Origin of the sequence: Candidatus Leptovillus gracilis (genome assembly GCA_016716065.1) — a bacterium.
Taxonomy (GTDB): Bacteria; Chloroflexota; Anaerolineae; order Promineifilales; family Promineifilaceae; genus Leptovillus; species Leptovillus gracilis.
Window position 1 is genome coordinate 990,808 of sequence record JADJXA010000002.1, and the last position, 24,158, is coordinate 1,014,965.

At 60.5% G+C, this 24,158-nt stretch carries 23 protein-coding genes and 1 pseudogene; 14 read left to right on the forward strand and 10 right to left on the reverse strand.

Going from position 1 to position 24,158, the window contains the following annotated elements; translation table 11 throughout:
* Positions 1 to 51: 51 nt before the first annotated feature.
* Complete coding sequence (locus IPM39_08615) at positions 52 to 1,242, forward strand: MFS transporter (protein MBK8986131.1); 1,191 nt, start codon at positions 52 to 54, stop codon at positions 1,240 to 1,242.
* Here the strand turns inward: IPM39_08615 and IPM39_08620 are convergent.
* Complete coding sequence (locus IPM39_08620; GenBank protein MBK8986132.1) at positions 1,208 to 2,026, reverse strand: MBL fold metallo-hydrolase; 819 nt, start codon at positions 2,024 to 2,026, stop codon at positions 1,208 to 1,210. The two genes, IPM39_08615 and IPM39_08620, sit on opposite strands and share 35 nt — an antisense overlap.
* A gap of 163 nt (positions 2,027 to 2,189) precedes the next feature.
* Between IPM39_08620 and IPM39_08625 the strand changes: the two genes are divergently transcribed.
* Complete coding sequence (locus IPM39_08625) at positions 2,190 to 3,560, forward strand: LysM peptidoglycan-binding domain-containing protein (GenBank protein MBK8986133.1); 1,371 nt, start codon at positions 2,190 to 2,192, stop codon at positions 3,558 to 3,560.
* Positions 3,561 to 3,699: 139 nt separating this feature from the next.
* On the opposite strand, the gene IPM39_08630 is transcribed toward IPM39_08625, so the two are convergent.
* Entirely contained in the window at positions 3,700 to 6,096 is a 2,397-nt protein-coding gene (locus IPM39_08630; GenBank protein MBK8986134.1) for a tetratricopeptide repeat protein, read from the reverse strand.
* An 11-nt stretch (positions 6,097 to 6,107) separates the two neighbouring features.
* Positions 6,108 to 7,217 carry a phosphotransferase gene (locus IPM39_08635; protein ID MBK8986135.1) on the reverse strand — a complete coding sequence of 370 codons (1,110 nt, stop codon included), beginning with the start codon at positions 7,215 to 7,217 and terminating at the stop codon, positions 6,108 to 6,110.
* A gap of 230 nt (positions 7,218 to 7,447) precedes the next feature.
* On the opposite strand from IPM39_08635, the gene IPM39_08640 reads away from it, so the two are divergent.
* From IPM39_08640 to IPM39_08650, 3 genes are all read left to right on the forward strand, one after another.
* Positions 7,448 to 8,131, forward strand: a complete 684-nt coding sequence (locus tag IPM39_08640) for a hypothetical protein (GenBank protein MBK8986136.1) — start codon at positions 7,448 to 7,450, stop codon at positions 8,129 to 8,131.
* A gap of 88 nt (positions 8,132 to 8,219) precedes the next feature.
* Positions 8,220 to 9,194 (forward strand): hypothetical protein, encoded by a 975-nt coding sequence (locus IPM39_08645; GenBank protein ID MBK8986137.1) that lies wholly within the window; start codon positions 8,220 to 8,222, stop codon positions 9,192 to 9,194.
* Entirely contained in the window at positions 9,173 to 9,874 is a 702-nt protein-coding gene (locus IPM39_08650) for a hypothetical protein (GenBank protein ID MBK8986138.1), read from the forward strand. The genes IPM39_08645 and IPM39_08650 overlap by 22 nt, the downstream gene beginning before the upstream one ends.
* Positions 9,875 to 9,975: 101 nt before the next feature.
* Here IPM39_08650 and IPM39_08655 read toward each other — a convergent pair whose 3' ends face one another.
* Positions 9,976 to 10,260: a hypothetical protein gene (locus IPM39_08655; protein MBK8986139.1), complete on the reverse strand. Its 285-nt coding sequence runs from the start codon at positions 10,258 to 10,260 to the stop codon at positions 9,976 to 9,978.
* On the opposite strand from IPM39_08655, the gene IPM39_08660 reads away from it, so the two are divergent.
* Together IPM39_08660 and IPM39_08665 are read left to right on the forward strand one after the other, a co-directional pair.
* On the forward strand, positions 10,246 to 10,623 hold the full coding sequence (locus tag IPM39_08660) for a hypothetical protein (protein MBK8986140.1): 378 nt from the start codon (positions 10,246 to 10,248) through the stop codon (positions 10,621 to 10,623). The two genes, IPM39_08655 and IPM39_08660, sit on opposite strands and share 15 nt — an antisense overlap.
* Positions 10,592 to 11,635 (forward strand): hypothetical protein, encoded by a 1,044-nt coding sequence (locus IPM39_08665; GenBank protein MBK8986141.1) that lies wholly within the window; start codon positions 10,592 to 10,594, stop codon positions 11,633 to 11,635. The genes IPM39_08660 and IPM39_08665 overlap by 32 nt, the downstream gene beginning before the upstream one ends.
* Here the strand turns inward: IPM39_08665 and IPM39_08670 are convergent.
* Positions 11,632 to 11,927, reverse strand: a pseudogene (locus IPM39_08670) (MoaD/ThiS family protein). The gene IPM39_08665 and the pseudogene IPM39_08670 overlap by 4 nt on opposite strands.
* Positions 11,924 to 13,039 (reverse strand): exo-alpha-sialidase, encoded by a 1,116-nt coding sequence (locus tag IPM39_08675; protein MBK8986142.1) that lies wholly within the window; start codon positions 13,037 to 13,039, stop codon positions 11,924 to 11,926. The pseudogene IPM39_08670 and the gene IPM39_08675 overlap by 4 nt, the downstream one beginning before the upstream one ends.
* Before the next feature lie 185 nt (positions 13,040 to 13,224).
* Between IPM39_08675 and IPM39_08680 the strand changes: the two genes are divergently transcribed.
* Entirely contained in the window at positions 13,225 to 15,012 is a 1,788-nt protein-coding gene (locus IPM39_08680; GenBank protein ID MBK8986143.1) for a phosphotransferase, read from the forward strand.
* Positions 14,925 to 16,400, forward strand: coding sequence for an aminotransferase class III-fold pyridoxal phosphate-dependent enzyme (locus IPM39_08685; GenBank protein ID MBK8986144.1), 1,476 nt, complete (start codon positions 14,925 to 14,927; stop codon positions 16,398 to 16,400). The genes IPM39_08680 and IPM39_08685 overlap by 88 nt, the downstream gene beginning before the upstream one ends.
* 310 nt (positions 16,401 to 16,710) lie before the next feature.
* On the opposite strand, the gene IPM39_08690 is transcribed toward IPM39_08685, so the two are convergent.
* The 3 genes from IPM39_08690 to IPM39_08700 all read right to left on the reverse strand — a co-directional run bounded on the left by IPM39_08690 (position 16,711) and on the right by IPM39_08700 (position 19,443).
* A complete protein-coding gene (locus IPM39_08690) occupies positions 16,711 to 17,973 on the reverse strand; it encodes a hypothetical protein (GenBank protein MBK8986145.1) in 1,263 nt (420 codons plus the stop codon).
* 51 nt (positions 17,974 to 18,024) lie between these two features.
* Positions 18,025 to 18,876, reverse strand: coding sequence for a 3-methyl-2-oxobutanoate hydroxymethyltransferase (gene panB / locus IPM39_08695; GenBank protein MBK8986146.1), 852 nt, complete (start codon positions 18,874 to 18,876; stop codon positions 18,025 to 18,027).
* 72 nt (positions 18,877 to 18,948) lie between these two features.
* On the reverse strand, positions 18,949 to 19,443 hold the full coding sequence (locus tag IPM39_08700; GenBank protein MBK8986147.1) for an Lrp/AsnC family transcriptional regulator: 495 nt from the start codon (positions 19,441 to 19,443) through the stop codon (positions 18,949 to 18,951).
* A gap of 152 nt (positions 19,444 to 19,595) precedes the next feature.
* On the opposite strand from IPM39_08700, the gene IPM39_08705 reads away from it, so the two are divergent.
* From IPM39_08705 to IPM39_08725, 5 genes are all read left to right on the forward strand, one after another.
* Entirely contained in the window at positions 19,596 to 20,048 is a 453-nt protein-coding gene (locus IPM39_08705) for a hypothetical protein (protein ID MBK8986148.1), read from the forward strand.
* Between the two features lie 64 nt (positions 20,049 to 20,112).
* The gene (locus tag IPM39_08710) at positions 20,113 to 20,556 is read left to right on the forward strand and encodes an ATP-binding cassette domain-containing protein (protein MBK8986149.1); all 444 of its coding nucleotides are present in this window, start codon (positions 20,113 to 20,115) and stop codon (positions 20,554 to 20,556) included.
* Positions 20,553 to 21,233: a HAMP domain-containing histidine kinase gene (locus IPM39_08715; GenBank protein MBK8986150.1), complete on the forward strand. Its 681-nt coding sequence runs from the start codon at positions 20,553 to 20,555 to the stop codon at positions 21,231 to 21,233. The genes IPM39_08710 and IPM39_08715 overlap by 4 nt, the downstream gene beginning before the upstream one ends.
* A gap of 236 nt (positions 21,234 to 21,469) precedes the next feature.
* Positions 21,470 to 21,694, forward strand: a complete 225-nt coding sequence (locus IPM39_08720) for an AbrB/MazE/SpoVT family DNA-binding domain-containing protein (protein ID MBK8986151.1) — start codon at positions 21,470 to 21,472, stop codon at positions 21,692 to 21,694.
* Positions 21,691 to 22,095, forward strand: a complete 405-nt coding sequence (locus tag IPM39_08725; protein ID MBK8986152.1) for a PIN domain-containing protein — start codon at positions 21,691 to 21,693, stop codon at positions 22,093 to 22,095. Before IPM39_08720 ends, IPM39_08725 begins: the two co-directional genes overlap by 4 nt.
* 45 nt (positions 22,096 to 22,140) lie before the next feature.
* On the opposite strand, the gene IPM39_08730 is transcribed toward IPM39_08725, so the two are convergent.
* Positions 22,141 to 24,036 (reverse strand): formate--tetrahydrofolate ligase, encoded by a 1,896-nt coding sequence (locus tag IPM39_08730; GenBank protein ID MBK8986153.1) that lies wholly within the window; start codon positions 24,034 to 24,036, stop codon positions 22,141 to 22,143.
* Positions 24,037 to 24,158 lie beyond the last annotated feature (122 nt).

A 24,158-nucleotide genomic window follows, 5' to 3' on the forward strand; every position in this document is an offset into this window, starting at 1 on the left:
CTATGATACACTCCCCTCCCCCGGCAATGCGCCCTGGGAAAAGGATGTCTCATGGAATTAGATGCGCCGATAGACGAAATTGTTGGGCAAAAAACGGCCGCAGCCGACGCCTTTCAAACCGATCAGGTGATGACCATTGCCGGTGGTCATTTTGTTCATGATACCTACACGGCTTTCATCTCACCCCTGCTGCCGGTGCTGCAAGAGCGGTTGAGCGTGGGATATGCTCTGGTGGGCAGCCTATCCATCTTCGCCCAACTGCCCAGTCTGCTCAATCCGTTCATTGGTTACCTGGCCGACAAAGCCAACCTGCGCTGGTTTATCATCCTGGCCCCGGCGGCAACAGCTACCCTGATGAGCAGCATGGGACTGACCTCTACGTACCTTTCGCTGGCGCTGCTGCTGCTGGCTTCTGGCGTCAGCATTGCCGCGTTCCACGCGCCCGCCCCGGCGATGATCGCCAACATTTCCGGCCGCCGTATGGGCAAGGGGATGAGCATCTTCATGGCCAGCGGCGAATTGGGCCGCACGGTGGGGCCGGTGGTGGCCGCCGCTGCTGTCGCCTGGTGGGGGCTGGAAGGCATGTGGCGGCTGATGTTTGTCGGCTGGGTGGTGTCGTTGATTTTGTATTTTCGCCTGCGTCACGTTGCGGCGATGCCTGCCGGTGATCCGGCGCTGACGGCCGTCTCGCACATGTGGCCGGCCGCCAGCCGTATATTCTGGCCGCTGACCTGGATTGTCACCGGTGGGATGCTGCTTCAGGCGGCCCTGACTACCTATTTGCCCCTGTTTATGAGCAATGTATTGGGTGCAAACTTATGGCTCTCGGCCGCCTCGTTGACCATTTTGCAGGCGGCCGGGGTGGTCGGCGCTCTGATTTCCGGCACGGTGAGTGATAAATACGGCCGTCAACGCATCCTCTTCATCGTGTTAGCCGTCTCGCCTTTGCTGCTTCTGGCTTTTTTGTATGGCCCTTCCTGGTTGGCTGTGCCCCTGCTGCTGGCCCTTGGCCTGACGGTGTTATCGTCGCCGCCCGTTTTCCTGGCTATTGTCCAAGACCAGTTCCCCAACCACCGCGCTCTGGCAAATGGCAGCTATCTGGCTGTCAACTTCCTCATCCGCGCCGCCGCCATCTGGGTGGTTGGTCTGCTGGCCGACCGTTATGGCCTGACGACAGCCTTTTTAATCAGCGGTTTGGCGGCGTTTGTCAGCCTACCGGCGCTCCGTTATTTGCCGCGTTAATGCCAACCAGCGAAAGTGTATCCCCCAGCGACAAAATGTGAGTATGGACTTCAGGCGCTAACTCGGCGGCGCGCCGGGCGAAGGCCAGCGGCGGCAGTCGGAGGAAGGCGGGGTTAAACAGCCCCATGCCGATGGGGTGCAGCGCCCCCCAATGAATGGGGATAGCGATTTGCGGCCGCAGCAGGGTCAGGGCCAGGGCGGCACGTTCGGGGTCGAGATGCCCCTTGCCCAATGTGGGTCCCCAGCCCCACACTGGCAGCAAGGCCACGTCTAGCTGCGCGCTCAGGTCGGCCATTTCCGGGAAGATGTCGGTGTCGCCGGCAAAGTAGATGGTGCGACGGCCGTCTACCAGGTAGCCATTGGGCTGAGCGGATGGGCCTTTGGGATGACGACGGCCGTCGTGTACCGCAGGGGTTGCCCGTATTTTCAGGCCGTTTACGGCCGTTTCCTCATTCGCCCGCAGCTCCTCCACGTTGGTGAATCCCTGGCGGGCAAAATAAACCGCGCTGTCGCCGGGCACAATCAGCCGTATGTGCCGCCCCAGGCGGTCCAGCGACGGCCAATCCAGATGATCCCAGTGCAGATGGGAGATCAGCACGGCGTCTATGTCCTGGAAATCGGCCAGTGGCATGTGCCGCGTGCGGTGAGCCAGATGGGCCAGATGGCCGCGTAAAACTGGGTCGGTCAGCAGACGCGCGCCGTCCATTTCGATCAACACCGTGGCGTGACCGACGTAGGTGATGCGCTGCGCAGCACGGCCGTTATCTGTTTGTTCTTTCATCATGGCTGTAGTATAAGGCAGCTTGCGGCAGCCAGCGTTCCCGGCCGTTGTTTGCTTATCGCTTGTTCATCGCTGCATAAGGTTCCCATAAGCATTGGACGGCCGTTATTGTGACCCCACCCAACGTTGGGTATAATGCCCTGTTTTGAGTGAAAAAAGGATTGGTATGCGTGATAAAAACGAGGGGGCGGTGAGCCAACCAGTGGTCCGCTGTCCCCGGTGCGACAGTGTGGTGGCCGGCGAAGCGACAGTGTGCCTGATGTGTGGCGCGGCTATTCCGGCCCGTCCGGCGGCGACCACAGCGCAGCCACCGACGGCGCCGACTGCGCGTCCTGCGCCGGAAACGCCCGCTGACCCAGCGCCCGCTGCCCCAGCGCCCGCTGCCCCAGCGCCCGCTGCCCCAGCGCCCGCTGCCCCAGCGCCCATCCCCGACGTGTTTGAATCGGTGCTGCGTGAACGGCCGTCGTCGGCGCTGTTTTGGTTAACGGCCGTGTTCGCCGTGATCATTCTCGTCTTGGGTAGCCTGGTCTGGCAGTACCGCGACCCTAACCTCGTCCTGGCTCTCGTTCCCACCCCCACGCCCATCCCGCCCACGTTCACCACCACGCCAACCAGCACGCCGCTGCCTACCGCTACCCTGCCACCCAGCGCCACGCCGACCATCACCCACACGCCGGCCCCCACCGACACGCCGCCGCCGCCGCGCCTGCACACCGTCAACAGCGGCGATACGCTGTTTGGTCTGGCGCTGCGTTACCGCGTTTCGGTTGAGTCTATCACCAGCGCCAATAATTTCTCGCCCGAATCGCCCATTTTGGCCGGACAAACCCTGGAAATCCCTTATCCTACGCCCACGCCGCCGCTCATTCCCGTGGGGGTGGAGGTCAACGGCGAACTGGTTATCGCCGATCCGACAAACTGCCAGCGGTATGAAGTGGTCTCTGGCGATTCGCTGTCGGCCATCTCTGCCCGTTTCGACGTGGACTACGACTTGTTCCTGCTGGTCAACCGTCTTACCAACCAATCCATCATTCAGCCGGGTGATACTGTGTGTGTGCCGACCATTGTCTACAACGCTACCTTGCCGCCCACGCCCGGCCCCTCACCGACGCCATCGTTGACGCCACCGCCGTCCGGCCCTCGGCTGTTGTACCCGGTGCAGAATGCCGTCATCTCCCCGCCCGACAGCCCGGTCGCGCTGCAATGGGTAGCCGTCAAGGACCTGGCCGCCGATGAATGGTACATGGTGGAGCTGACCGATCTGAATGCGCTAGATAGTGCGCCGTATCGCGGCTTTACGCGCGACAATGCGTTCCGAGTTCCGTCAAGCTGGCGGCCGCCCGTGGCGGAACCCCACAGTCTGCGCTGGGGGGTCAGCATTGTGCGCGTTACCGATTGGCGCGCTGACGGCCTGCCCATTTACACTTACAGCGGGCAAAGCAGCCGGGACGCTTTTTTTGTTTGGGAAGGGGCCGTACCCACCCCGACGCCTACTCTTACCCCCACGCCACGGCCGTCGTCCACGCCGTCGCCTTAGCAGCCCATCGGAGAAGTCGAAATAGGATGCACATAAACGCTGAAAAACGCTGATTTTGGGGCAAGAAGCGACAAAAATCTGGGTGAATCTGCCAAATCTGCGTCCCAAAATTCTCTTTCCGACAGGCTGCTAGAAATGGCTAACCCGCCACTCCCAACTTCGCGGCCAGAATCGTGTACTGCGCCCGTTCGTGTGGGGATATGTCCCGTTTCCCCGTCTGGCGCAGCGCCCGTGCCCGCGTAAATGAAGCCGTCGCTTCTTCAGCCTCGCCTATTTCCCATGCTAACTCCGCCTGTACCAACAGGGCGGCGGCCATCAAGATGGCATCATCCCGCGCCGCATATTGCGCATATGCCAGCGCTGCCAGAGAAACGGCCGTGTCATACGTCCCCCGATTCATGGCAATTTGCGCCAGCGTCAGATGCGCGTCGGGCTGGAAATGGCTGTCTTCCAACTCGCTGAAAATGCGCAAACTTTCCTGCGCTAACTGCTCTGCGGCCTCTAGATCCCCCAATTCGCGCAGCACATCGGCCAGATAATTGCTGACAAAGGCGTGCAGCCAGCTATCGCCTGTTTCTCGCACCGCGTCGTAAGCGCGCTGCAAATAATCACGCGCCCCGGCCAAATCCAGCGTTTCCTGGGCAATCAGCCCCAAGTGAGCCAATTCGGAGGCGTGATCGCCTTCCGGGTAAACGGCCATGCTTTCTGTCAGCCGCTCGGCCGCCAGGACATAATCACCCATGCTGTAGGCCCTGAGGCCCAGGTTATGCAGCGCCGTGGCAATGCCCAGGCGGTCACCAAGCTGGCGGCGCAAGGCCAACCCTTCCTCGTGGTAGGCCAGGTTGGCGGCGTAATCGCCCAGCTCCATGCAAAAGGAGGCCAGGCCATTGAGGGCGCGGGCGCGCTGCGACAGGTCGGTGGAAGGAAGCTGCAAAGCGGCTGTGAGCAGTTCCCGCCCCAGAGCAAACAGGCTGCGCCGATACCAGAACCACCACAGATTTCCGGCAATGGCAACGGCCGTTTCTCCATCCCCCACCGCCACCGCCCACCGCAGCGCCGCCAAAAAGTTATCCTGTTCGGCCAGCGCCCGTGCCATCCAGACCCCTTGCTCATCGCCCAACAGCCCGGCAAACACCTCCTGGGTGAATTGGGCGAAGTAATGGGCGTGCGCCTGCTGGCAGTCCGGCAATTGGCCGGCGGCGGCGAGTTGTTCCAGGGCGAAGGCGCGCAGGGTTTCTAGCAGGTGGAAACGGCCGTTACTCACCCACACCAGATTCGCCCGCGCCAACTGCGCCAGCAAAGCGGCGTCCGCCTGGGCAATGGCTTCGGCGGCCGCGGCCACACCCCCGCCCACAAAAACGCCCAGGCGATAAAAAGCGTTTTGGGCGACGGCCGGCAGCAGGTGGGCGCTCCAGGCGATGGCCGCGTGCAGCGTGCGATGCCGTTCGGCCACGTTGCGCCGCGTCTGCTGCAACCAGGTAGAGGCGAGTTGATTGTTGCCGCGCAGCATGAGAAGCTGCTGCACCAGATTGGCGGGATCATGATCGCGCAGGCGGGCGGCGGCCAATTCCACCGCCAGCGGCAGCCCATCCAGCGCGGCGCACAACGTTGCCAGGGGTAGCAAATTATCGTCGCTCAGGACGAAGGCGGGGTCTATGGCCTGCGCCCGCGCCAGCAAAAGCTGCATCGCCGCCGTGTCTGCCCAGGCGGGCGACGGCCGTTGCGCCAGATCGGGCACAGGCAGCGGGGCCAGCGGCCACTCCTGTTCGCCGTACAAATCCAGGGGCGTGCGGCTGGTGCAAAGCAGCTTCAGGCGCGGCGCTTGCGCCAGCCAATCGGTGAAGAGGGTGGCGCTTTCCAGCAGATGTTCACAGTTGTCCAGCACCAGCAGCAGGCTGCGGGGGGCAAGGTAGGCAAGTAGGGCGGCGACGGCCGTTTGCTGCGGCGCAGGGGCGATGTCCAATTGGCGTAACACGGCGTAGGGAATGTCGGCCGGCGTTTGCGCCTCCGCCAACGACACAAAGACCACCCCATCGGCAAACTGCCCCAGAGTGGCGTGGGCCACCTCCAGCGCCAGGCGCGTCTTGCCAATGCCCGGCGCGCCCACCAGAGTGATGAGCCGGGCCGTCTGCAAGCGAAGGGCTAAATCGTTTACCTCTGTCTGCCGACCGAGCAGCGGCAGCAGCGGCGCGGGCGGCGTGTGGCCGGGCGCGGAAGTGGTGATCGTTTCCTGCACCAGTTGGACGCGCGTCTCTTTGGTGTGGGTGATGGTGATCTGCCGGTCGCGCCGGGTTTGCCCGGCCAGCGCCAGGAACTGCTCCACCAGGGCGCGTTCCCGTTCCAGCAGCAGCGCGGGCACAAACAGCGCCGCGATGAGGGTCAGGTCGGGCAGGCGGGAGCCGTTTTCCAGGCGGGCGATTTGCTCGCGGCTGTAGCCAACGGCGCGCCCCAGTTCATCTTGGGTCAGGCGGGCGCGTTTGCGCAAAAAGCGCAGCGCCGCGCCAAACGTGTCAGGCAAGTTAGCGGCTGGTTGCATAGATTTCGGATTTACAGCAGGTTATAAGCCTCACGGGCCATGAGCAGTTCAAAGCAGTCAGGAGGCAGCGTGACCGGCGTTTCTTCAGGCGCATCGTGGAGCGTCTGGCTGAGCAAATAAACCTGGAACAGGCCAATACGGAAGGCGGCTGAAGCGGTAAAACCCAGGCGCACCTGCTGCGGATCAATGGTGCAGACCGCATCGCGCAAGCCATCCAGGTAGTGGGCAAACAGGGTTTCGGTGATGTCTCCTGGCGGCACGGCCGTTAAATTCAGATGCGCCCCAAAAACAAGCTGGCCCAGGTCGTAACCCACCGGTTCAATGCCCATCAGCGCCCAATCCAGCCCCACTGTTTGCTCCTGACCATCCGGCAGACGGCGCGACATAAAGTTGGTGGGATAGGTGTCGCCGTGGCAAAGGGTGTGGGGCAGTTGGTCCAGCGCCGCCAGAAAGCGTTTGTTTTCCAGCAGCAGGCGGCGGAATGAGTTGGTATCGGGCGGGGGATAACGCCGCAAGACGACTGGATGCTGCCAGGGAATCGTCTGCCATTGGGAGAGCATCGTCACCCATTGGCGGGTGATTTGGCGGCCGAACCAGGGGTAAGACGGCCGTTCTGCCACGTATTGCCCATTCAACCGCCCCAGGTGACGCGCCGCCAGTCCATAGCGCGCCAGCGGCCATTCACCGGCATAAGCGTCTTGAATGTCTTCCAGCCAGAGCAGGGCGATGTGACCGGGCAGTTCGGCCGTGCCGTAGCAGCGCGGCGCGGCCAGGCCGTCTGGCAGGCTCTGCAAAAGGTCGGACTGGTAGATGAGCAGTTCGCGCCGCCAATAATTCCAGTGGCTCTGGTCGGTTCCTTCGCCCATGTTTTCCCAGCCCACATTGGCCGGTGACTGCACGATTTTGAGCACAACCGACCAGTCTACCGGCTCGTCGCCATCCTGACCCACACCGACAAAGCGATAAAGTCCCACGCTGACCGGGTTGCCCAAACCCCCGCCAAGCTGGCGCACTTTCCAATCCTGGACGTGTAGGCTGGGACGTTGGGTGGCCTGGCGGGCAACGGCCGTTATTTGCCCCCGTTCAATAGACTGAATGATAGAAGAAACATCTTGCGTCATATTCTTGTGTACCTGCTGGATGAGATGCACTGCCTGAAAGACGGCCGTTTACCGGTTGGTCGTGTCATTGGGCGCGTATTCTATCTTTTCTCTGCCAGTTGTCACAAAATGTCACCTTTGTCACGCAAGGAGCAGTTATTTTAACGCGATGGAAATGAAACGGGTGATTTTGACGATTGAAACAATCGAAACGACCACGATCACCATTAACCAACAAGGAGTGACGCCTGATGAAAAAAGTTCTCGTTTTGTGTTTGTTGCTGTGCAGCATGATCGCTGGCGTGGCGTGTGGTGGCTCGGAAGCCATGGGCGGTCAGGAGGCCAGTGGCGACCAGGAGGCCATGGGCGGCCAGGAGGCTGTGGGCGGTCAGGAGGCCAGCAGCCAGACGGCCGTTAACCCACCAACGGCCGTTCCCACCACCCAACCCGCCGCCCCTGAACCGGTCGCCGACGCCGGCTGCGAAGAGTACTTCCCCTTTTGCACCCATGTCCAGATCAGCGGCAGCATCACGGCCGATTTTACCAGCGGCATCGGCGGCAATATTCCCAGCTGCGCCGAATGGGCCGCCGGGGGCGCGTCGCGCCACCTGGATTTGCCGATGGTGCAGGCGTTTGAGCAGACGCCGGTGGTCATCGTGGCGTTAACGGCGCTGGGCGAATACACCGGGCCGGGTCAGTATGCGATGCAGCACACCAAAACAGGCGCTTTGCCGGATATGTTCCCGGTGCTGTCAATTGGCGACCGGACGTTTGAGCGCGGGGAGGGGGCAACGGCCGTTGCCCAAGTCGCCGCCGATGGCTCCGGCGCATTCACCGCTACCGGCCTGGTGGAAGTGGCCTCTATGCAAAACAGCAGCCCCGACCCGGACGCGCAGGTGGATTTGACAGTAACCTGGACGTGCCAGGAACCCTAAACAGTCAATTGCCAATGGCTAATTGGCAATTGGCAATTGTCAATTTTCAACCGGCGGCTCTTAATTTCATGCAACAAAGGAATAATTTATGAAAAAGCACCTCTTTTGGTTTGTTGTCGGATTCTGTCTGTTGGCGCTGGCGTGGGGGGCGGGGCAGACTCGCGCCGCGGACGCAGTGGTGGGCGATGGCTCCCCGGCAAGTTGCACGGAGGCGGCCTTTGATGCGGCGTTGGCAGCGGCCGTTTCCGGTGGCGGAACCATCACCTTCAATTGTGGCGCGGCCGAGACAACCATCCCCTTTAGCCTGAGCAAAATTGTGAACCTGGGCAACGTGACGATAGACGGCGCGAACCGCATCATCCTCAGCGGCAGCAACAACGACCGTCACTTTTTTGTCGGCAGCGGCGTCACCTTCCGCCTGCAAAATATCACCCTGCGCGATGGCAATTCGCTGGTTAGCGGCGGGGCCATTGAAGCCTCTGGGGCGCAGGTGATTTTACAAAACGTCCGCTTACTCAACAATTACAGTTCCGTCGCCGGCGGCGCCATCTACTGCTACGACGGCACGCTGACAATGACCAACAGCCTGCTGGAACACAACGCCTCGGACACGGCCGGGGCCATTTTTAACGATGGCTGCGCCATGACGATCAGCGGCTCCACCTTGCGGGGCAACCAGGCGCTGGGCGCTTTCGGCCGGGGCGGGGCGATTGAGAATCGCCCACTGGGGGATTTGACGCTGACCAATACACGCCTGGAGACCAACGCGGCCCTCGATGGCGGCGGCCTGTATAACGACAGCGGCGCAACTGCCCGGTTAACGGCCGTCATCTTTACCGAAAATACGGCCGGTTATGGCGGCGGTGTGGAAAACAGCGGCGCATTAACTGTGACGCACAGCCTGTTTGACGGCAACAATACATCGGGCAGCGGCGGCGGGCTGTGGAATATGGGGGGACGGCCGTTATCGAAACAAGTACCTTCTCCAATAACTTCGCCTACGAAGGGGGCGGCGTCAACAGCTATGGCGCGACGCTGGAAATGCGTGACGTCAACCTGGTGAACAATTATGCCAACGGCCTCAGCGGCACGCCGCACGGCGGCGGCCTGTACCATGCCGGTGGCACAGCATTTATCACCAACGCCACCATCCAGGGCAACTATGCGACCAGCAACGGCGGCGGCATCTACCAGGCGTCCGACGACAACCTGGTGTTGACCAATGTCACCATCGTCGGGAATGTGGCGGCGGGGCTGGGAGGTGGGTTGTATCATTACGGCCGTTATGCCGTGCTGACCAATGCCACGTTGGCCAATAACCAGGCGGGCATCGCCGGCCACGCCATTTATGAAGATTCGCCGCAGACTCCGGCCGAACCCGGCGTGGTGCAGCTTGTCAACAGCGTCATCTTCGGGCAGGCGGTCAATTGTGATGGCGGTTTGTTCCAATCGCTGGGGCATAATCTCAGCCAGGGCAGCTGCGCTTCGCTCAGCCATCCCACCGACCAGGATGCCTACTCCGGCGATCTGCTGCTCGGCTCGCTGGCTTTTAACGGCGGCGATTTTGCCATGCAAACCCTATTGCCTCAAGCTGGCAGCCCGCTGATTGACGCCGGCGACCCCACTGCCTGCTGGGCTACCGATCAGCGCGGCGGCGGCCGGGTGGGGGTGTGCGACCTGGGCGCGGTGGAGTATGGGGCGGATGTGATGCGGGTGTATTTGCCGATGGCGGTACGGCCGTGAACCGATTACGGATTACGGAATACGGAATACGGAACACCGATTACGAAAACATCTGGAGACACATGAAACACAATCAACTTTTAGTCATGACACTCATTTTCTTACTCATGCTGGCCTGGGCCGCAGGGCACGGCGGACGCGGTGGTGGGGGATGGCTCGCCGGCAAGCTGTACGGAAGCGGTGTTTGATAGTGCGCTGGCAGCGGCTGGGGGAGGGGCGGCGCGATTACGTTTAGCTGCGGCGCAAATCCCCATGCCATCCAGTTCACCAGCACCAAATCGCTGACCGATGACATTATCATAGATGGCGGCGATCTGATTACTCTGTCTGGCGGCGGCGCGGTACGGCCGTTTCTGGTAGCGGGCAATCCGGTGGAAATCCGCCATCTCACCCTGACACAAGGTCAGGCGGACTTGGGTGGGGTGATTCAGGTGTCTGCCAGCGGCTGTCTGACCCTGACAGACAGCCATCTCACGGCAAATACAGCCATCAATGTTGGCGGCGGGCTGCGCATTGATGGGGGAACGGCCGTTCTCAGCCGTGTTACCCTGGATAACAATAACGCCAGCTACGGCGGCGGCATCTACAACAATGGCGCCCTCACCCTGACCGATGCGACTGTCCCTCTAGCCGAAATAAAACACATCCTTTACCAAATCACGCTATACTGGTGGCAGACAAAAAACTATCTTCGCGGTTTTAGAAGGAGCGTGAACCATGGGCTACCAACGGCCGTCCCTGGACGATGAATGGCAAGGATTAGAACCGGAGCAACCCAAACAGCGGTCTGGGCTGGTATGGGCGGGGATCATCGGCGGGGTGATTTTGCTTTTTGTTTGCCTGGCGAGCCTCTTTGTTTTGCTGCGGCAGTTTAACCAGCGCACGTCTACACCTTTGCCGCCGCCCGGCATGGCTACGTCTGTTGTGGGCGCACCTGGCCTAGGCACACCAAGTGTGCCTACGCCATTGATTGTGTTGACGAATACGGCCGTTCCCGCCTCATCCACCAACCTGCCCGCCGCCACCGTCACCTTGCCTATTCTGGCTACGGCCACGCTGCCGCTGGCCGCCACCGTTACGGTGGCGACCGTTACGGTCGCCACCATCCCACCGCCTACCGGCAGCGTCCAGGCCGCCCCGCTTTCCTCCCCACCAACCATTAACGGCGACCTGAGCGAATGGGCGGGGATCGGCGCGTATGAGTCCACCTACCGGGTATTCAGCGCCCCTGGCTGGAATGGCACGGATGACTTAACGGCCGTCTGGCGGTTGGGTTGGGACGCGGCCAATCTCTACATCGCCGTCGCCGTCAGCGATGACGTACACGTGCAGACCCAGACGGGTAACCAAATTTTCCGCGGCGACAGCGTGGACATGCAGTTTGAAACCAATCTGGCGCGGGCTAGCAGCCAGTTGGGGCCATCCAATTTTCAGATTACCTTTTCGCCAGGCGATTTTGTCGGGTTAGCCCCATCGGCCTTTCGTTTTCAGGGGACCAGCCAGGGGCAAATTTTAGACGCGCCCGGCGGCCATCGCATCACGCTGGCGGCGCAGAAGACGGCCGTTGGCTACAACCTGGAGGCCGCCATCCCCTGGGCCGATTTGAGCATTACCCCATTTAGCGGCCTGGTGCTGGGTGTGTCGCTGAACGCCAACGACAACGACACGCCGGGAACGGCCGTGCAAGAAGTGATGAAGTCTCACGTCTCCACCCGCACCTTCACCAATCCCACCACCTGGGGTACGCTGACCCTGCGCTAACCACCGGCCATCGCCCCGACAATGCGGAACGGCTCTGCCCCGGCGGCCACCTCGTCGGGCAGCCGGGCATCCGGCGGCTGGTGCGACCAATCCTGCCCACAGGTGAAGAAGCGGATAAACGGCCGTCGCTGCTGCGTCACATGGTCACGGATGGTCCCGCGCAGCACCGGGTACGTCGCTTCCAATGCATCCAAAATTGCCCGCGGCGTTACTACCTCCTCAACCTGAAGTTCCACCTCGCGTCCAACGCCCGCCAGCGTCCGTAAATGTGTGGCAGCACAACCCGGATCATGGCGTTGTCAATACCTCCACCGATAGCACGGCCGGTAAATCACGCACAATCGGCGTCCAACTATCGCCGGAATCGGCCGAGGCGTACACCTGACCGCCGGTGGTACCAAAATAGATGCCGCAAGAATCCAACGAATCCACCGCCAGAGCATCGCGCAGCACATTGACATAACAATCTTTTTGTGGCAAGCCGTTCGTCAGCGCCTCCCAATCGTTGCCCCCGGAGCGGCTGCGATACACACGCAGCTTCCCTTCCGGCGGATAATGCTCGGAATCGCTCTTGATGGGAACCACGTAAATGGTATCCGGCTCATGGGCGTGAACGGCAATGGGGAAGCCAAAATCGCTGGGCAAATTGCCGCTGACCTCATGCCACATTGCCCCGGCGTCGTCGCTGCGCATCACGTCCCAATGCTTTTGCATAAACAAAACGTTCGGGCGCGACGGGTGCATGGCGATGTTATGGACACAATGCCCGACCTCGGCATGGGCATCGGGCAGTTCATAGTCAGACTTTAAGCCCTGGTTGATCGGCCGCCAGGTCTGGCCGCCATCGTCACTGCGGAATGCGCCGGCGGCCGAAATTGCCACCACGATCCGCTGCGGATTGGCGGGGTCCAAAATGATGGTGTGCAGGCACATGCCCCCGGCCCCCGGCTGCCACAGATGCCCTTTGGCCGCGCGCAGTCCGGGAAGCTCTTGCCATGTTAATCCACCATCCTGCGAACGGAACAGAGCGGCGTCTTCTACTCCGGCGTACACCACGTCCGGTTCGCTGGGTGATGGTTCCAGATGCCAGACGCGCTGAAACTCCCAGGGGTGTTGGGAGCCGTCGTACCATTGGTGTGTGCCGGGGACGCCGTCGTAGACAAATTCGTTGCCCACCGGCTGCCACGTCTGGCCGCCATCGTCGGAGCGTTGAATCAACTGCCCGAACCAGCCGGTGGATTGCGCCGCATACAACCGGTTGGGATTCACCGGCGAGCCTTTGAGATGGTAGATTTCCCAGCCGGCAAAATGGGGACCGCTAACCGCCCAATGCTGCCGTCGTTCGTCCGACGAAAGGATGAATGCGCCTTTGCGCGTGCCTACCAACACCTTTACCTGACTCATGTTAGCCTCCTATCTTGACCTGTCTATTTGAATTCGCGTGGCTGTGGTTGATGCTTTATCACGCATCATCACCCATTTTATTGGCAAACCCCAGGCATTAATATTAGAACAGGCGTTCTTGTTTGTCAACTTTCCTATTAGCCAATACGATTAGTGGCTAAATTTGGTATGAAGGAGAGCGTTTTATGGCGCTGCGTCCCCAATTTTCGGCTGTGCAAGCCGGGCAGTTGGTTTATGATGTGTATGGTCTGGCGGGAACGGCCGTTTCCCTCCCCAGCGACCGCGACCAAAATTTCCTGCTCACAACCGCCGACTTCCAATTCGTCCTCAAAATCGCCGGACCGGCCGAACAGCAGGACGCGCTGGACTGTCAAAATCAGGCCCTCGCTCACTTGCGCCGCCAGCCGAACCTGGCTCCCCTGCTGCCTAATGTGCGCCTGGCGTTGAATGGGGAGGCCATTCCCACGGTAATGGGCGCGAATGGCGTCGTCTATCTGGCGCGATTGGTCACTTACCTACCCGGCGCGCCCCTGGCGAAAGTCAATCCTCACACCCCTGACTTGCTGCGCGATGTTGGCCGGGTCTTGGGCGAAGTGGATGCCGCCCTGCTCGGTTTTAGCCATCCGGCCATGGGCCGCACGCTGCCCTGGGACCTGGCTCACGCCGCCGACACCATCAGCCGCCACCTGGATTACATCGCCGACCCTGACCACCGCGCTCTGGTGGAGCGGCGGCTGACCGATTTTGTCGCCCATGTCGCCCCGCGCCTGCCGGAACTGCGCCGCAGCGCCATTCACGGCGATGGCAACGATTACAATATCTTGGTGACGGCCGATACCCGTCGGCCACGCCGCCTGGCCGGGCTGATAGATTTTGGCGACATGGTCCATTCCTGCACCCTGTTTGAGCTGGCTATCGCCGCCGCCTACGTGATGATGGACAAGCCGGACCCATTGGCCGCCGCCGGTCATCTGGTTGCTGGCTATCACGCCGCCCTGCCCCTGGCTGATTTGGAACTGGAACTGCTCTATCCGCTCATCCTGGCCCGCATCTGCGTCAGCGTGGTCATGTCCGCCTACCAGCAAACCCTGCACCCCGATGACCCGTACATCGTTATCAGTGAGAAACCCGCCTGGGCGCTGTTGGCGCGATTGGAGCGCGTCCAGCCGCGCCTGGCCCATTACACCTTTCGCGCTGCTTGTGGATGGGCGGCTGTGCCGGAAACGGCCTTTATCACCCAACACCTCCGCGCGAACCAATCCACCTTTGCCCCTGTCATGCTGCGCGCGGCGAAGTATCCCGATGGCCAAGATGAGACGGATAGAACGGGATGCTTCGGAGGATGCTTCGGCAAGCTCAGCACAGGCTCTCAGCATGACGGGGGAGCGCTGGTCCTCGACCTCAGCGTCGGCAGCCAGACGCTGGGCAGCCCGGCCGACTTCGCCGACCCGCAGAAATTCAGCCGACGTGTGCAAACCCTGCTCGACGAAGCCGGCGCGGCCGTCGGTGTTGGCCGCTACGACGAGGCGCGGCTGATTTACACGGCCGATTTCTTCCGTACCGAGACGGGTGAGCAGCGCACTATCCACCTGGGGCTGGATTTGTTTGCGCCGGCGGGAACGGCCGTCACCGCCCCCCTCGCCGGAACCATCCACCGTTTCGCCGACAATCGCGCCGCGCAAGATTACGGCCCAGTCCTCATCCTGGCCCATCAGACCGATGACGGCCGTCCCTTCTACACCCTCTACGGCCACCTCAGCCGCGCCGCCATGGCCGATTGGCAGGTTGGCCGCCTCGTGCAGCCCGGCGAGCCATCGCCGCTCTGGGCGACAGCGCCGAAAACGGCGGCTGGCCGCCTCATCTCCACTTCCAGATCATCACCGATTTGCTCGACTTGGGGACCGACTTCCCCGGCGTGGCTCCGGCCAGCCAGCGCGAAGTCTGGCGCGGCCTCAGCCCTGACCCGAACCTGATCGCCCGGCTGCCGGCCGAAATCTTCCCCTCGCCCGAACGAAGCAAAACCGAGATTCTGGCGCGTCGCAGCGAGACGCTGGGCAAGTCGCTGAGCCTGTCCTACCGGCAGCCGCTCAAGATTGTGCGCGGTTGGCGGCAGTATTTGTATGATGAAAACGGCCGTGCCTACCTCGATGTGGTCAACAACGTTTGCCACGTTGGCCACAGCCATCCCCGCGTGGTGCAGGCGCTGGCCGGGCAAGCCTACGTTCTCAACACCAATACCCGTTACCTGCACGACAGCATCATCACCTACGCCGAACGGCTGCTGGCCACCCTGCCACCGCCGCTGAGCGTACTCTTTTTGGTGTGCAGCGGCAGCGAAGCCAATGAATTGGCCCTGCGCCTGGCCCGCGCCCACAGCGGCGCGGCCGATTTTATTGTGGTGGATGGGGCTTATCACGGCAACACCCAGGCGCTCATCGAAATCAGCCCATACAAGCATGATGGCCCTGGTGGGAGAGGCACGCCGCCCCACGTCCACAAAGCGCTCATGCCCGACCCGTATCGCGGTGTTTACAAGGGGTACGGCCGTGCAGCCGGCCACGCCTACGCCCAACATGTTGCCGAAATTGTGGAAGAATTAAACCGCGGAGGGCGCGGAGAACGCAGAGTTTCTCCTTCTTCCTCCGCGCTCTCCGCGGTAAAACCTGCCCTGGCCGGGTTTATCGTGGAGTCGGTATTGGGCTGCGGCGGGCAAATTGTGCTGCCGCAGGGCTATTTGCCAGAAGCGTTTACGGCCGTGCGCGCCGCCGGGGGCGTCTGCATCGCCGACGAGGTGCAGGTGGGCTTTGGCCGGGTGGGCAGCCACTTTTGGGGCTTCGAGACCCAGGGCGTTGTGCCAGACATCGTGACGATGGGCAAGCCAATTGGCAATGGCCACCCGCTGGCCGCCGTGGCCACCACGCGGGCCATCGCCGACTCGTTTGCCAATGGCATGGAGTATTTCAATACGTTTGGCGGGAATCCGGTGAGCTGCGCGGTGGGAACGGCCGTGCTAGACGTCATCGTCGAGGAGAATTTGCAGCAAAACGCGCTGGACGTGGGCAACCATTTGCTGGCCCGCCTGACCACCCTGACGGACAAATACTCGCTGGTCGGCGATGTGCGTGGTTTGGGGCTGTTCATCGGCATTGAATTGGTGCGCAGCCGCGAGACGCTGGAACCGGCCGCCTGGGAAGCCAGCTACGTCGTTGAACGCATGAAAGAAGAGGGTATCCTGCTCAGCACGGACGGTCCGCTGCACAACGTCATCAAACTCAAGCCCCCCCTCGTCTTCACCCATGCCGATGCCAATTATCTGGCAGACACCCTGGACAAAATCCTGGCCGAGGATCCGGTTCAATAACATGACAAAATTCGGCATGGTTCATTACAGGCGATATGTGCTTTACGAATTTGGCAAGAAAGCGCGCCATGCTGAGAGCCTGTGCTGAGCTTGCCGAAGCATCCCCCGAAGCTTCCCATCTTCTGGTGGGAGCGGGATGCTTCCCCATTCGACGTTGCTCAGGGCCGAAGACTCCGCTCAGACCTCGTCCTGAGCAACGCCGAAGGAATGACAATTCAGCGTAAATTTGTAAAGAAGATGTTTCGCTTGATGAACCATGCCCAAAATTGCAATGAATCGCACCCAAATTCAATGCGGGTCTGGAATATTGTCAGTGCAAATTCTGCGCGGCGATGAAGGAAAGCCCGTGTTCCGTCAGCGCCCAGGCCGTGCGGCTGGTGGCGTCTAGTTTGTCCAGAAAATTCTGCTCCAGATGCGCCCAATCGCCCGATTCGATGATCTCCATTTTGTCGCGGAAATAGTCGAGGATGTCTGAAGGATGCTCGCGAGCCTGGTCTACTTCCGGGTCGCCGCCTTCGTGTTTGGCGGAGATGTTGCCCACATGGTCGGCCAACGCTACCAACTCGTCGCGCCGATTGTAGGGTTGGCGCACGATGCTCTTCCATGTCTCGGTGATGTGATGCTCGAAGCGCACCACGTCCTCAAAGCCCAGCTCCTGGCGGAATTGAGCGGTGATCTCCATGCTCTCGTTGTTGATCGAGTTGCCCCAGTTGAAGCCGATCAGGGGCGAGGCGCCATCGTCGCGGGCGAACAATTTCGCCGCCAATAGGGTCCAGAGGGCGGCGTAGGGGTTGTCGTTGCCCATGAAGACAGAGATTTTGAACTCGTTGTCCACGCCCAGGCGGTGCAGCAGATAGCCGAGCAGCACGGTACCAGGATTGATGTTTAACACCTGACGCACGCCGTAATTGGTGTAGTAGTAGAGGAATTCATCCAGCCATTTCAGGGCGTGGGTGTTGGGCTGGCCGATGCCGCCGAAGTAGCCGGTGATGGTTGCCGGGCCATTGAGGTGGATGTTGGAGCCGTCGGTTCCTTTGGTGTCCAGGGTTTCTACGTAGCTGGCGCCGATGATCTGCATGGCGGCGGCGAAGGCAGGCAGGTCGCCGTCGGCTTCTTGCTCTTTCATTTTGCGCACGCGGATGAAGCGGCCAGGCAGCAGGTCTTGGTTGGCGATGGCGCGGCGCACGGCCGTTATCAGCCAGGGGAAATACTGCGCCGCGCTTACCTCCAGGGTCACGGCAAAGTCATCGGTGAAGGTCATCTGGTTCGCCTTGTCGCCCAACACCCTGCGCCGATAATCGGCCACACTGATGAAGGCGCGGTTGTCGCGCTGTTCCGCCAGCCAGTCCAGGTCGGCCAGGAATTCGGGGTGGGTGGCGGCCACTTTGGCCCGCAGGGCAGGCATAGCGCGCGCCGCGGCCGCTTTGGCGTTAATCTCTTCGGGTGTGCCATATTTCGCCACCACCGCCAGGAAATCATTGATCACCCGCATGTCGGGGTTTAGCAAGACCGCGTTGATGGTCTCTAAGCGGTCTGGGGGAATTCGTAATCGTTCACGTAAGTCGTCGTTCATCTTTTGTTCCTCTGACATCGGGAGCGGCGGGCGGCCTGTGCTCCCAGAGTGTCAATCAAGCATCCCCAGCAGTTCGTTGTACTCGTCGTCCTTCATGCCGAAGTAATTTTCCGGTTGGGGAAAACGGCCGTCGCTCACCTCGGCCACGTACTGCTTTACCCCGTTCAGAATCACTTCGCCGGCGTTGCCATATACTTTAGCCATGCGTGGCGTAAATTTGGGGTAGAGGCCGAACAAATCGTGATAGATCAGCAGTTGGCCGTGGGCGTTTGGCCCGGACCCCAGGCTCATGATAATGCAGTTTTCCGCCCGCTCGGTGATGAGCTGGCAGAGCCGGTCGGGGACCAATTCTAGCAGGATCATGAAGGCGCCGGCTTTTTCCAGCGCTTTGGCGTCGTCGGCGATCTTTTTGGCCTGGAGGGCGCTCTTGCCTTGCAAGCGGAAGCCGCCCAGGGCGCTGGCGCTTTGCGGCGTCAGCCCCAGGTGGCCGATGGCCGGGATGCCGGCGGCGACGATGCCGGCGATACGGTCGGCCATCTCGCGGCCCCCTTCGAGCTTGATGGCGTCGCAGCCTGTTTCGGCCATGAAGCGGCCGGCGCTGCGAACGGCCGTTTCCACGCTTGGCTGGTAGCTCATATAGGGCATATCGCCAATCACAAATGCGTTTGGCGCGCCGCGGCGCACAGCCCCCGTGTGGCGGATCATATCATCCATGGTCACTGGCAGGGTGCTGTCGTAGCCCAGCATCGTCATGCCCAGGCTGTCGCCCACCAGGATCATGTCTATGCCCGCCTCATCCTGGAAATGGGCGGTCGGGTAATCGTAGCCGGTCAGCCAGGTGATCTGCTCACCATCGGCTACTTTTTTGAACAACGTCGTCAGAGTTACTTTTTTACGGGTCATTGGTTCCTCCTGGGAAATGGGTTAACGGAGAGGCGCGGCGACGCAGCGGGAAATTTGCGTCGCCCGCTATTCTTAAGGCTGCGCCTCGCCGGTGGGAAATTGGGTTACAACGGGCAGCATGGTGGTGGATTTGACTTCTGACAGCACCAGGCTGGTATGGATGCGAGCGACGCCGGGAATGGGCGTCAGCCCTTTGACGACAAAACGTTCCAAATCTTGGCGGTCTCGAATGAGGACTTTGAGCAAATAGTCAAACTCGCCGGTGACATGATGGCACTCCAAAACTTCGGGCATTTGGCTGACGCGGGCGCGGAATGCTTCTAATCCCTCTTGTTGATGCAGTTGCAGCGAGACGCTGATGAAACAGGTTATGTCGTAGCCTAATTTTTTCTTGTCCAGCAGTGTGGTGTATTGGCGGATGTAACCCTGGTCGGTCAGGCGTTTGACGCGGGCGTGGGTGGCGGGGGCGGACAGGTTGATGGTTTGCGCCAATTCGACGTTGCTGATACGGCCGTTCTGTTGCAGCGCCGCCAGGATTTGCCTGTCAACTTCATCAAGATCGTTCATGATAAATATATTAGCATAAAAGGCCCCTTTACTTCAACATTATTCCAGGATATTCCATATAGTCAGAATATTACTAGGTAAAGGATAGCTTCAGTTTTTTGAACCGTGCCAAAATCTTAACATTTTCTTCACAGCTTCTTGACAGATTCTAATTGTCGCAGCCGCTGCTGGAGGTGTACCTGGACGAAACAGACCTGGCGATGGTTGGGTTGAATTACGAGGTGGATGTGGTGTTTAACGCCCTGCCGGATGAGACGTTCACCGGTCGAGTTATCCTGGTTGATCCGCAGTTGACCAATACCAGTGGGGTAACGGCCGTGCGCGCCCTGGTCCAACTCGATTCCTTTGCCAAGCCCCAAACCCTGCCGGTAGGCATGAATGCCACCGTGGAAGTGATTAGCGGCCGGGCTGAGGGCGCTCTCCTGGTTCCGGTGGAAGCGGTGCGCGAACTATCGGTCGGTGACTATGCCGTCTTTGTCATGGAAAACGGTGAACCGAAGCTGCGGCTGGTCGAGGTGGGCATCATGGACTTCACCTATGCCGAAATCATCTCTGGCGTGGCCGCCGGCGAAGAAGTGACAACCGGGATTGTGCAGACGAAGTAGCGTATTCCGAAATCCGAAATCCCAAACAATCATCCAAACCGAAAACCTGCACAAAGTGTATGGTATGGGCGATATTCAAGTAGAGGCCCTGGCCGGGGTAGACATTCGCATTGGCGAAGGGGAGTTTGTGGCCGTGATGGGACCGTCTGGCTCTGGCAAGAGTACGTTGATGAATATTTTGGGCTGCCTGGACCGGCCGACAAACGGCCGTTACCTGTTGGCCGGTGAAGACGTGAGCGGCCTGAACAAAGGGCAGCTTGCCGCCATTCGCAACCGGCGCATCGGCTTTATCTTTCAATCTTTTAACTTGCTCGCGCGCACCGACGCTTTGCGGAATGTGATGCTGCCTCTGGTTTACAAGCGCGAAGGGCAGCTTTCGCCCAAGGCGCGGGAAGAACGGGCGATGGCCGCGCTGGAAGCGGTTGGTCTGGCAAACAGCGACACCGCCGCCGAGGCCGAAGTAACGGCCGTACTTAACCAGATTCAAGCCGCCAGCGCCGCCAGATGACCGCCGACATCGCCCATGAACTGCGCACCCCCCTCAGCATCATTCTCGGTTACACCGAATCGCTGCGCGATGGCATTTTGTCCCCCGACGCCGCCACGTTCGACATTCTGCACGACGAGGCGCAGCACCTGAACCGGCTGGTCCAAGACTTGCGCACCCTGTCGCTGGCCGAAGCCGGTGAACTCTCCCTGGCGTTCGACACTGTCGCTCCCGCCGATTTGCTGCGCGGCGTGGCCGCCAAATACACTCACCAGGCTGACCAGCAAACCATTGCTCTGCGCGTCGCCGCCGACAAAGGGCTGCCGACCATCGAAGTGGACCCAGGACGCATGGAGCAGGTGTTGGGCAATCTGGTCAGCAATGCCCTGCGCTATACCCCATCAGGCGGCCAGATTCTCCTCGCCGCCGCTCAGACTCAGCCAGACAAGCTCGCCATTCGCGTCACCGACACCGGCCAGGGCATTGCCGCCGATGATTTGCCCCGCGTATTTGATCGCTTCTACAAAGCGGATCCGTCGCGGGCGGCGCAAGGTGAGTCAGGACTGGGGCTGGCGATTGCCCGCTCGCTGGTGACCATGCACGGCGGGTCTATTTGGGCGGAAAGCGCCAGGGGCGTTGGCACAACGTTTGTCATTGAACTGCCTCTTTCACCTGACACACCTTGCGCCACATTGTGATCTAGCGCCAGAGGTCGGTGTCATTTTCATCAGGCATTCGCATAACATGATGCCGTGACTGTCTGCTTGATATTTCCCACCAAATGAATTACCATTTACAGGAATAGGTAATTCAACAGGAGACATCATGAGTGGGCTGCACCCGCCACCACGAATGAAAACCGTGGGAGCGCAGGCGTCTCGCCTGCTGGGGCGGACGGGACGTCCGCGCTCCCATTTTCACGGGAGACAGGCATATGCTTAGCACCATTACAGCACGAGGCCAGACTGTTATTCCGGCCGCCATTCGACGACAATTTAAACTTTCACCGGCTGATCGGTTGGAATGGGTCATTGAAAATGACACCATTCGGATTATTCCTGTTCAGGCGGATCCCGTAGCCGCTTTTCGCGGTCAGGGACGCGGCGGGGCTGTGGACCGTCTGTTGGCCGAACGAAACCAGGATAAAAGCCGCGAATGAATCGTTACCTGCTGGATACTTCGGCTCTGATTACCCTGCGCGATGATGAAGCTGGCGCTGAGGAGGTAGCTGATTTACTCTACCGGGTACAGCAAGGGCAGGTCCAATGTTTTGCCTGCTTTATTACGTTGATGGAGTTATTTTATCGTGTCTGGAAAGATGAAGGAGAAACAGCCGGGCGTTTGGCCAACGAACAATGCCAGGCTTTGCCTATAACCTGGGTCCATGAAGATGTGCGGTTACTGGAAAAGGCGGTTGAATTAAAGGCTACTTATGCCATTTCTTTGGCAGACGCCTGGATTGCGGCGGCGGCTGTTTTGCTGGATGCTGAACTTGTTCACAAAGCCCCGGAGTTTACGGCCGTTCCATGCCGCCAAAGATCGCTGCCGAGCCAAAAATGAAAGCAAATGCTCCCGGAAGCTGGTCGCCTCCGGGAGCGTTTTAATTTAGAACAAACCAACCACCTTGCCTGTTTCCAGGTCCAGGTCTACGTCGTAGTAGGCCGGGCGGGTGGGTAGGCCGGGCATCGTACTCATCGTGCCCAACAGCGGGTAGAGGAACCCCGCCCCCACACTGGCCCGCAAATCACGGATGGGGATGGTGAAGCCGGTGGGCGCGCCTTTCAGGTTGGGGTCGCTGCTGAGGCTGAGATGCGTTTTTGCCATGCAGATGGGCAGATCATCGAAGCTATTTTTCGTGTATAGAGCAATTTTCGCTTCAGCTTCGGCTGAATATTCCACGCCATCGGCCCCGTAGATATTCTTGGCGATGGTTTCGATCTTCTCCTTGATGCTCATCTCCAGCGGATAGAGGAAGTGGAAGTCGCTGGGCTGTTCGCAGGCGGCGATGATCGCTTCACCAAGCGCCACCGCACCTTTGCCACCTTCGGCCCAATGGTTGGTCATCACGGCGTCCAACGCGCCGGCTTCTTTGGAGATGCGGCGCACCAGCTCGATTTCGGCGTCGGTGTCGTCTTTGAAGCGGTTGACGGCGACGACGACCGGCACGCCAAAGCGCACAGCGTTGCGGATGTGGACGCGCAGGTTGCTGCAACCGGCTTCCAGCAGTTCCAGGTTTTCTTCGGTGTAGGCGGGGTCTAACGGCCGTCCCGCCACCACTTTTGGCCCACCCCCGTGCATTTTCAGGGCGCGAATCGTCGCCACCAACACCACCACGTTGGGGACCAATCCGCTGTAGCGGCATTTGATGTTAAAGAACTTCTCCATGCCAATGTCTGCGCCAAAGCCAGCTTCGGTCAGCACGTAGCCATCTGGCCCCACCAATTTCAGGGCGATCTGGTCGGCGATGATGGAGGAGTTGCCGTGGGCGATGTTGGCAAATGGCCCGGCGTGGACGAAAGCGGGTGTGCCTTCCAACGTCTGCATCAGCGTGGGCATGATGGCGTCTTTCATCAGTACCGTCAGCGCGCCGCCAATGCCCAGATCGTCGGCGGTGATCGGTTCGCCGACGTGGTTGGCGCCGATGACCATGCGCCCCAGCCGTTCGCGCATGTCGCCCAGGTCGGTGGTCAGGGCCAGGATGGCCATGATCTCGCTGGCGACGGCGATGTCGTAGCCGGTTTCGCGGGTGAACTTCTCTTCCGGCCCCTTGCCGATGGTGATGCCGCGCAGGTAGCGGTCGTTGGTGTCTACCACGCGCCGCCAGGTGATGGTGGCCGGGTCTATATCCAGCCGGGCAAAGCGCCCCTTTTCCTCGGCGGTTAGTTCGTTGGGGTCGGTTTTGTGAATGCCTAACTTGCGCAGGCGGCGCAGCATCACCGGTGCAAAGCGGCGGCTGCCTTCTTTGTCCGGCGGGCAGAGCCGGTTGAACAGCGATTCATCCGACTGGTAGGATTCGTGGTGGATGCGGGTGTCTATGGCGGCGGCCAGCAAATTGTTGGCGGCGGAAATGGCGTGGATGTCGCCGGTCAGGTGCAGGTTAAAATCTTCCATGGGGATGACCTGGCTGTAACCGCCGCCGGCCGCCCCGCCCTTAATGCCAAAGGTGGGTCCCTGGCTGGGTTGGCGCACGCAGGTGAATACGTTTTTGCCTAAATGCGCGCCCAACGCCTGGCTGACGCCGACGGTCGTCGTCGTTTTGCCTTCGCCCAGGGGGGTGGGGGTGATGGCGGTGACCAGCACGTATTTACCGTTGGGATGGTCGCGGAGGCGGTCGCGCGCGGCCAGGCTGACTTTGGCTTTGTTACGGCCGTATGGAACCAACTCCTCCGGCAGCAGGCCAACCTCGGCGGCAATCTGGGCGATGGGCAGCGGTTCGGCCGCCTGGGCGATGTCAATATCGCTGGGTACGGGGGTTAGCAGGTTTTGTAACTTGTGGGACATAGTGGGTTTGTTGTCTCCTGTAAATGGGATGGATAAAAAAACGGCGAGACCCGGACAAGCACTTTTATGCGCTTTCTTGTCTCGCCGTCATTTGATTTTTGCTTTGCCAGATGTGGGGAAAC

Bases quoted from the DNA above. Each gene is read 5' to 3' on its own strand.
- IPM39_08615 (MBK8986131.1), top strand. From the start codon at position 52: ATGGAATTAGATGCGCCGATAGACGAAATTGTTGGGCAAAAAACGGCC.
- IPM39_08620 (MBK8986132.1), bottom strand. From the start codon at position 2,026: ATGATGAAAGAACAAACAGATAACGGCCGTGCTGCGCAGCGCATCACC.
- IPM39_08625 (MBK8986133.1), top strand. From the start codon at position 2,190: ATGCGTGATAAAAACGAGGGGGCGGTGAGCCAACCAGTGGTCCGCTGT.
- IPM39_08630 (MBK8986134.1), bottom strand. From the start codon at position 6,096: ATGCAACCAGCCGCTAACTTGCCTGACACGTTTGGCGCGGCGCTGCGC.
- IPM39_08635 (MBK8986135.1), bottom strand. From the start codon at position 7,217: ATGACGCAAGATGTTTCTTCTATCATTCAGTCTATTGAACGGGGGCAA.
- IPM39_08640 (MBK8986136.1), top strand. From the start codon at position 7,448: ATGAAAAAAGTTCTCGTTTTGTGTTTGTTGCTGTGCAGCATGATCGCT.
- IPM39_08645 (MBK8986137.1), top strand. From the start codon at position 8,220: ATGAAAAAGCACCTCTTTTGGTTTGTTGTCGGATTCTGTCTGTTGGCG.
- IPM39_08650 (MBK8986138.1), top strand. From the start codon at position 9,173: ATGCGTGACGTCAACCTGGTGAACAATTATGCCAACGGCCTCAGCGGC.
- IPM39_08655 (MBK8986139.1), bottom strand. From the start codon at position 10,260: ATGGCGGATTTCCACCGGATTGCCCGCTACCAGAAACGGCCGTACCGC.
- IPM39_08665 (MBK8986141.1), top strand. From the start codon at position 10,592: ATGGGCTACCAACGGCCGTCCCTGGACGATGAATGGCAAGGATTAGAA.
- IPM39_08675 (MBK8986142.1), bottom strand. From the start codon at position 13,039: ATGAGTCAGGTAAAGGTGTTGGTAGGCACGCGCAAAGGCGCATTCATC.
- IPM39_08680 (MBK8986143.1), top strand. From the start codon at position 13,225: ATGGCGCTGCGTCCCCAATTTTCGGCTGTGCAAGCCGGGCAGTTGGTT.
- IPM39_08690 (MBK8986145.1), bottom strand. From the start codon at position 17,973: ATGAACGACGACTTACGTGAACGATTACGAATTCCCCCAGACCGCTTA.
- panB (MBK8986146.1), bottom strand. From the start codon at position 18,876: ATGACCCGTAAAAAAGTAACTCTGACGACGTTGTTCAAAAAAGTAGCC.
- IPM39_08700 (MBK8986147.1), bottom strand. From the start codon at position 19,443: ATGAACGATCTTGATGAAGTTGACAGGCAAATCCTGGCGGCGCTGCAA.
- IPM39_08710 (MBK8986149.1), top strand. From the start codon at position 20,113: ATGGGCGATATTCAAGTAGAGGCCCTGGCCGGGGTAGACATTCGCATT.
- IPM39_08715 (MBK8986150.1), top strand. From the start codon at position 20,553: ATGACCGCCGACATCGCCCATGAACTGCGCACCCCCCTCAGCATCATT.
- IPM39_08720 (MBK8986151.1), top strand. From the start codon at position 21,470: ATGCTTAGCACCATTACAGCACGAGGCCAGACTGTTATTCCGGCCGCC.
- IPM39_08725 (MBK8986152.1), top strand. From the start codon at position 21,691: ATGAATCGTTACCTGCTGGATACTTCGGCTCTGATTACCCTGCGCGAT.
- IPM39_08730 (MBK8986153.1), bottom strand. From the start codon at position 24,036: ATGTCCCACAAGTTACAAAACCTGCTAACCCCCGTACCCAGCGATATT.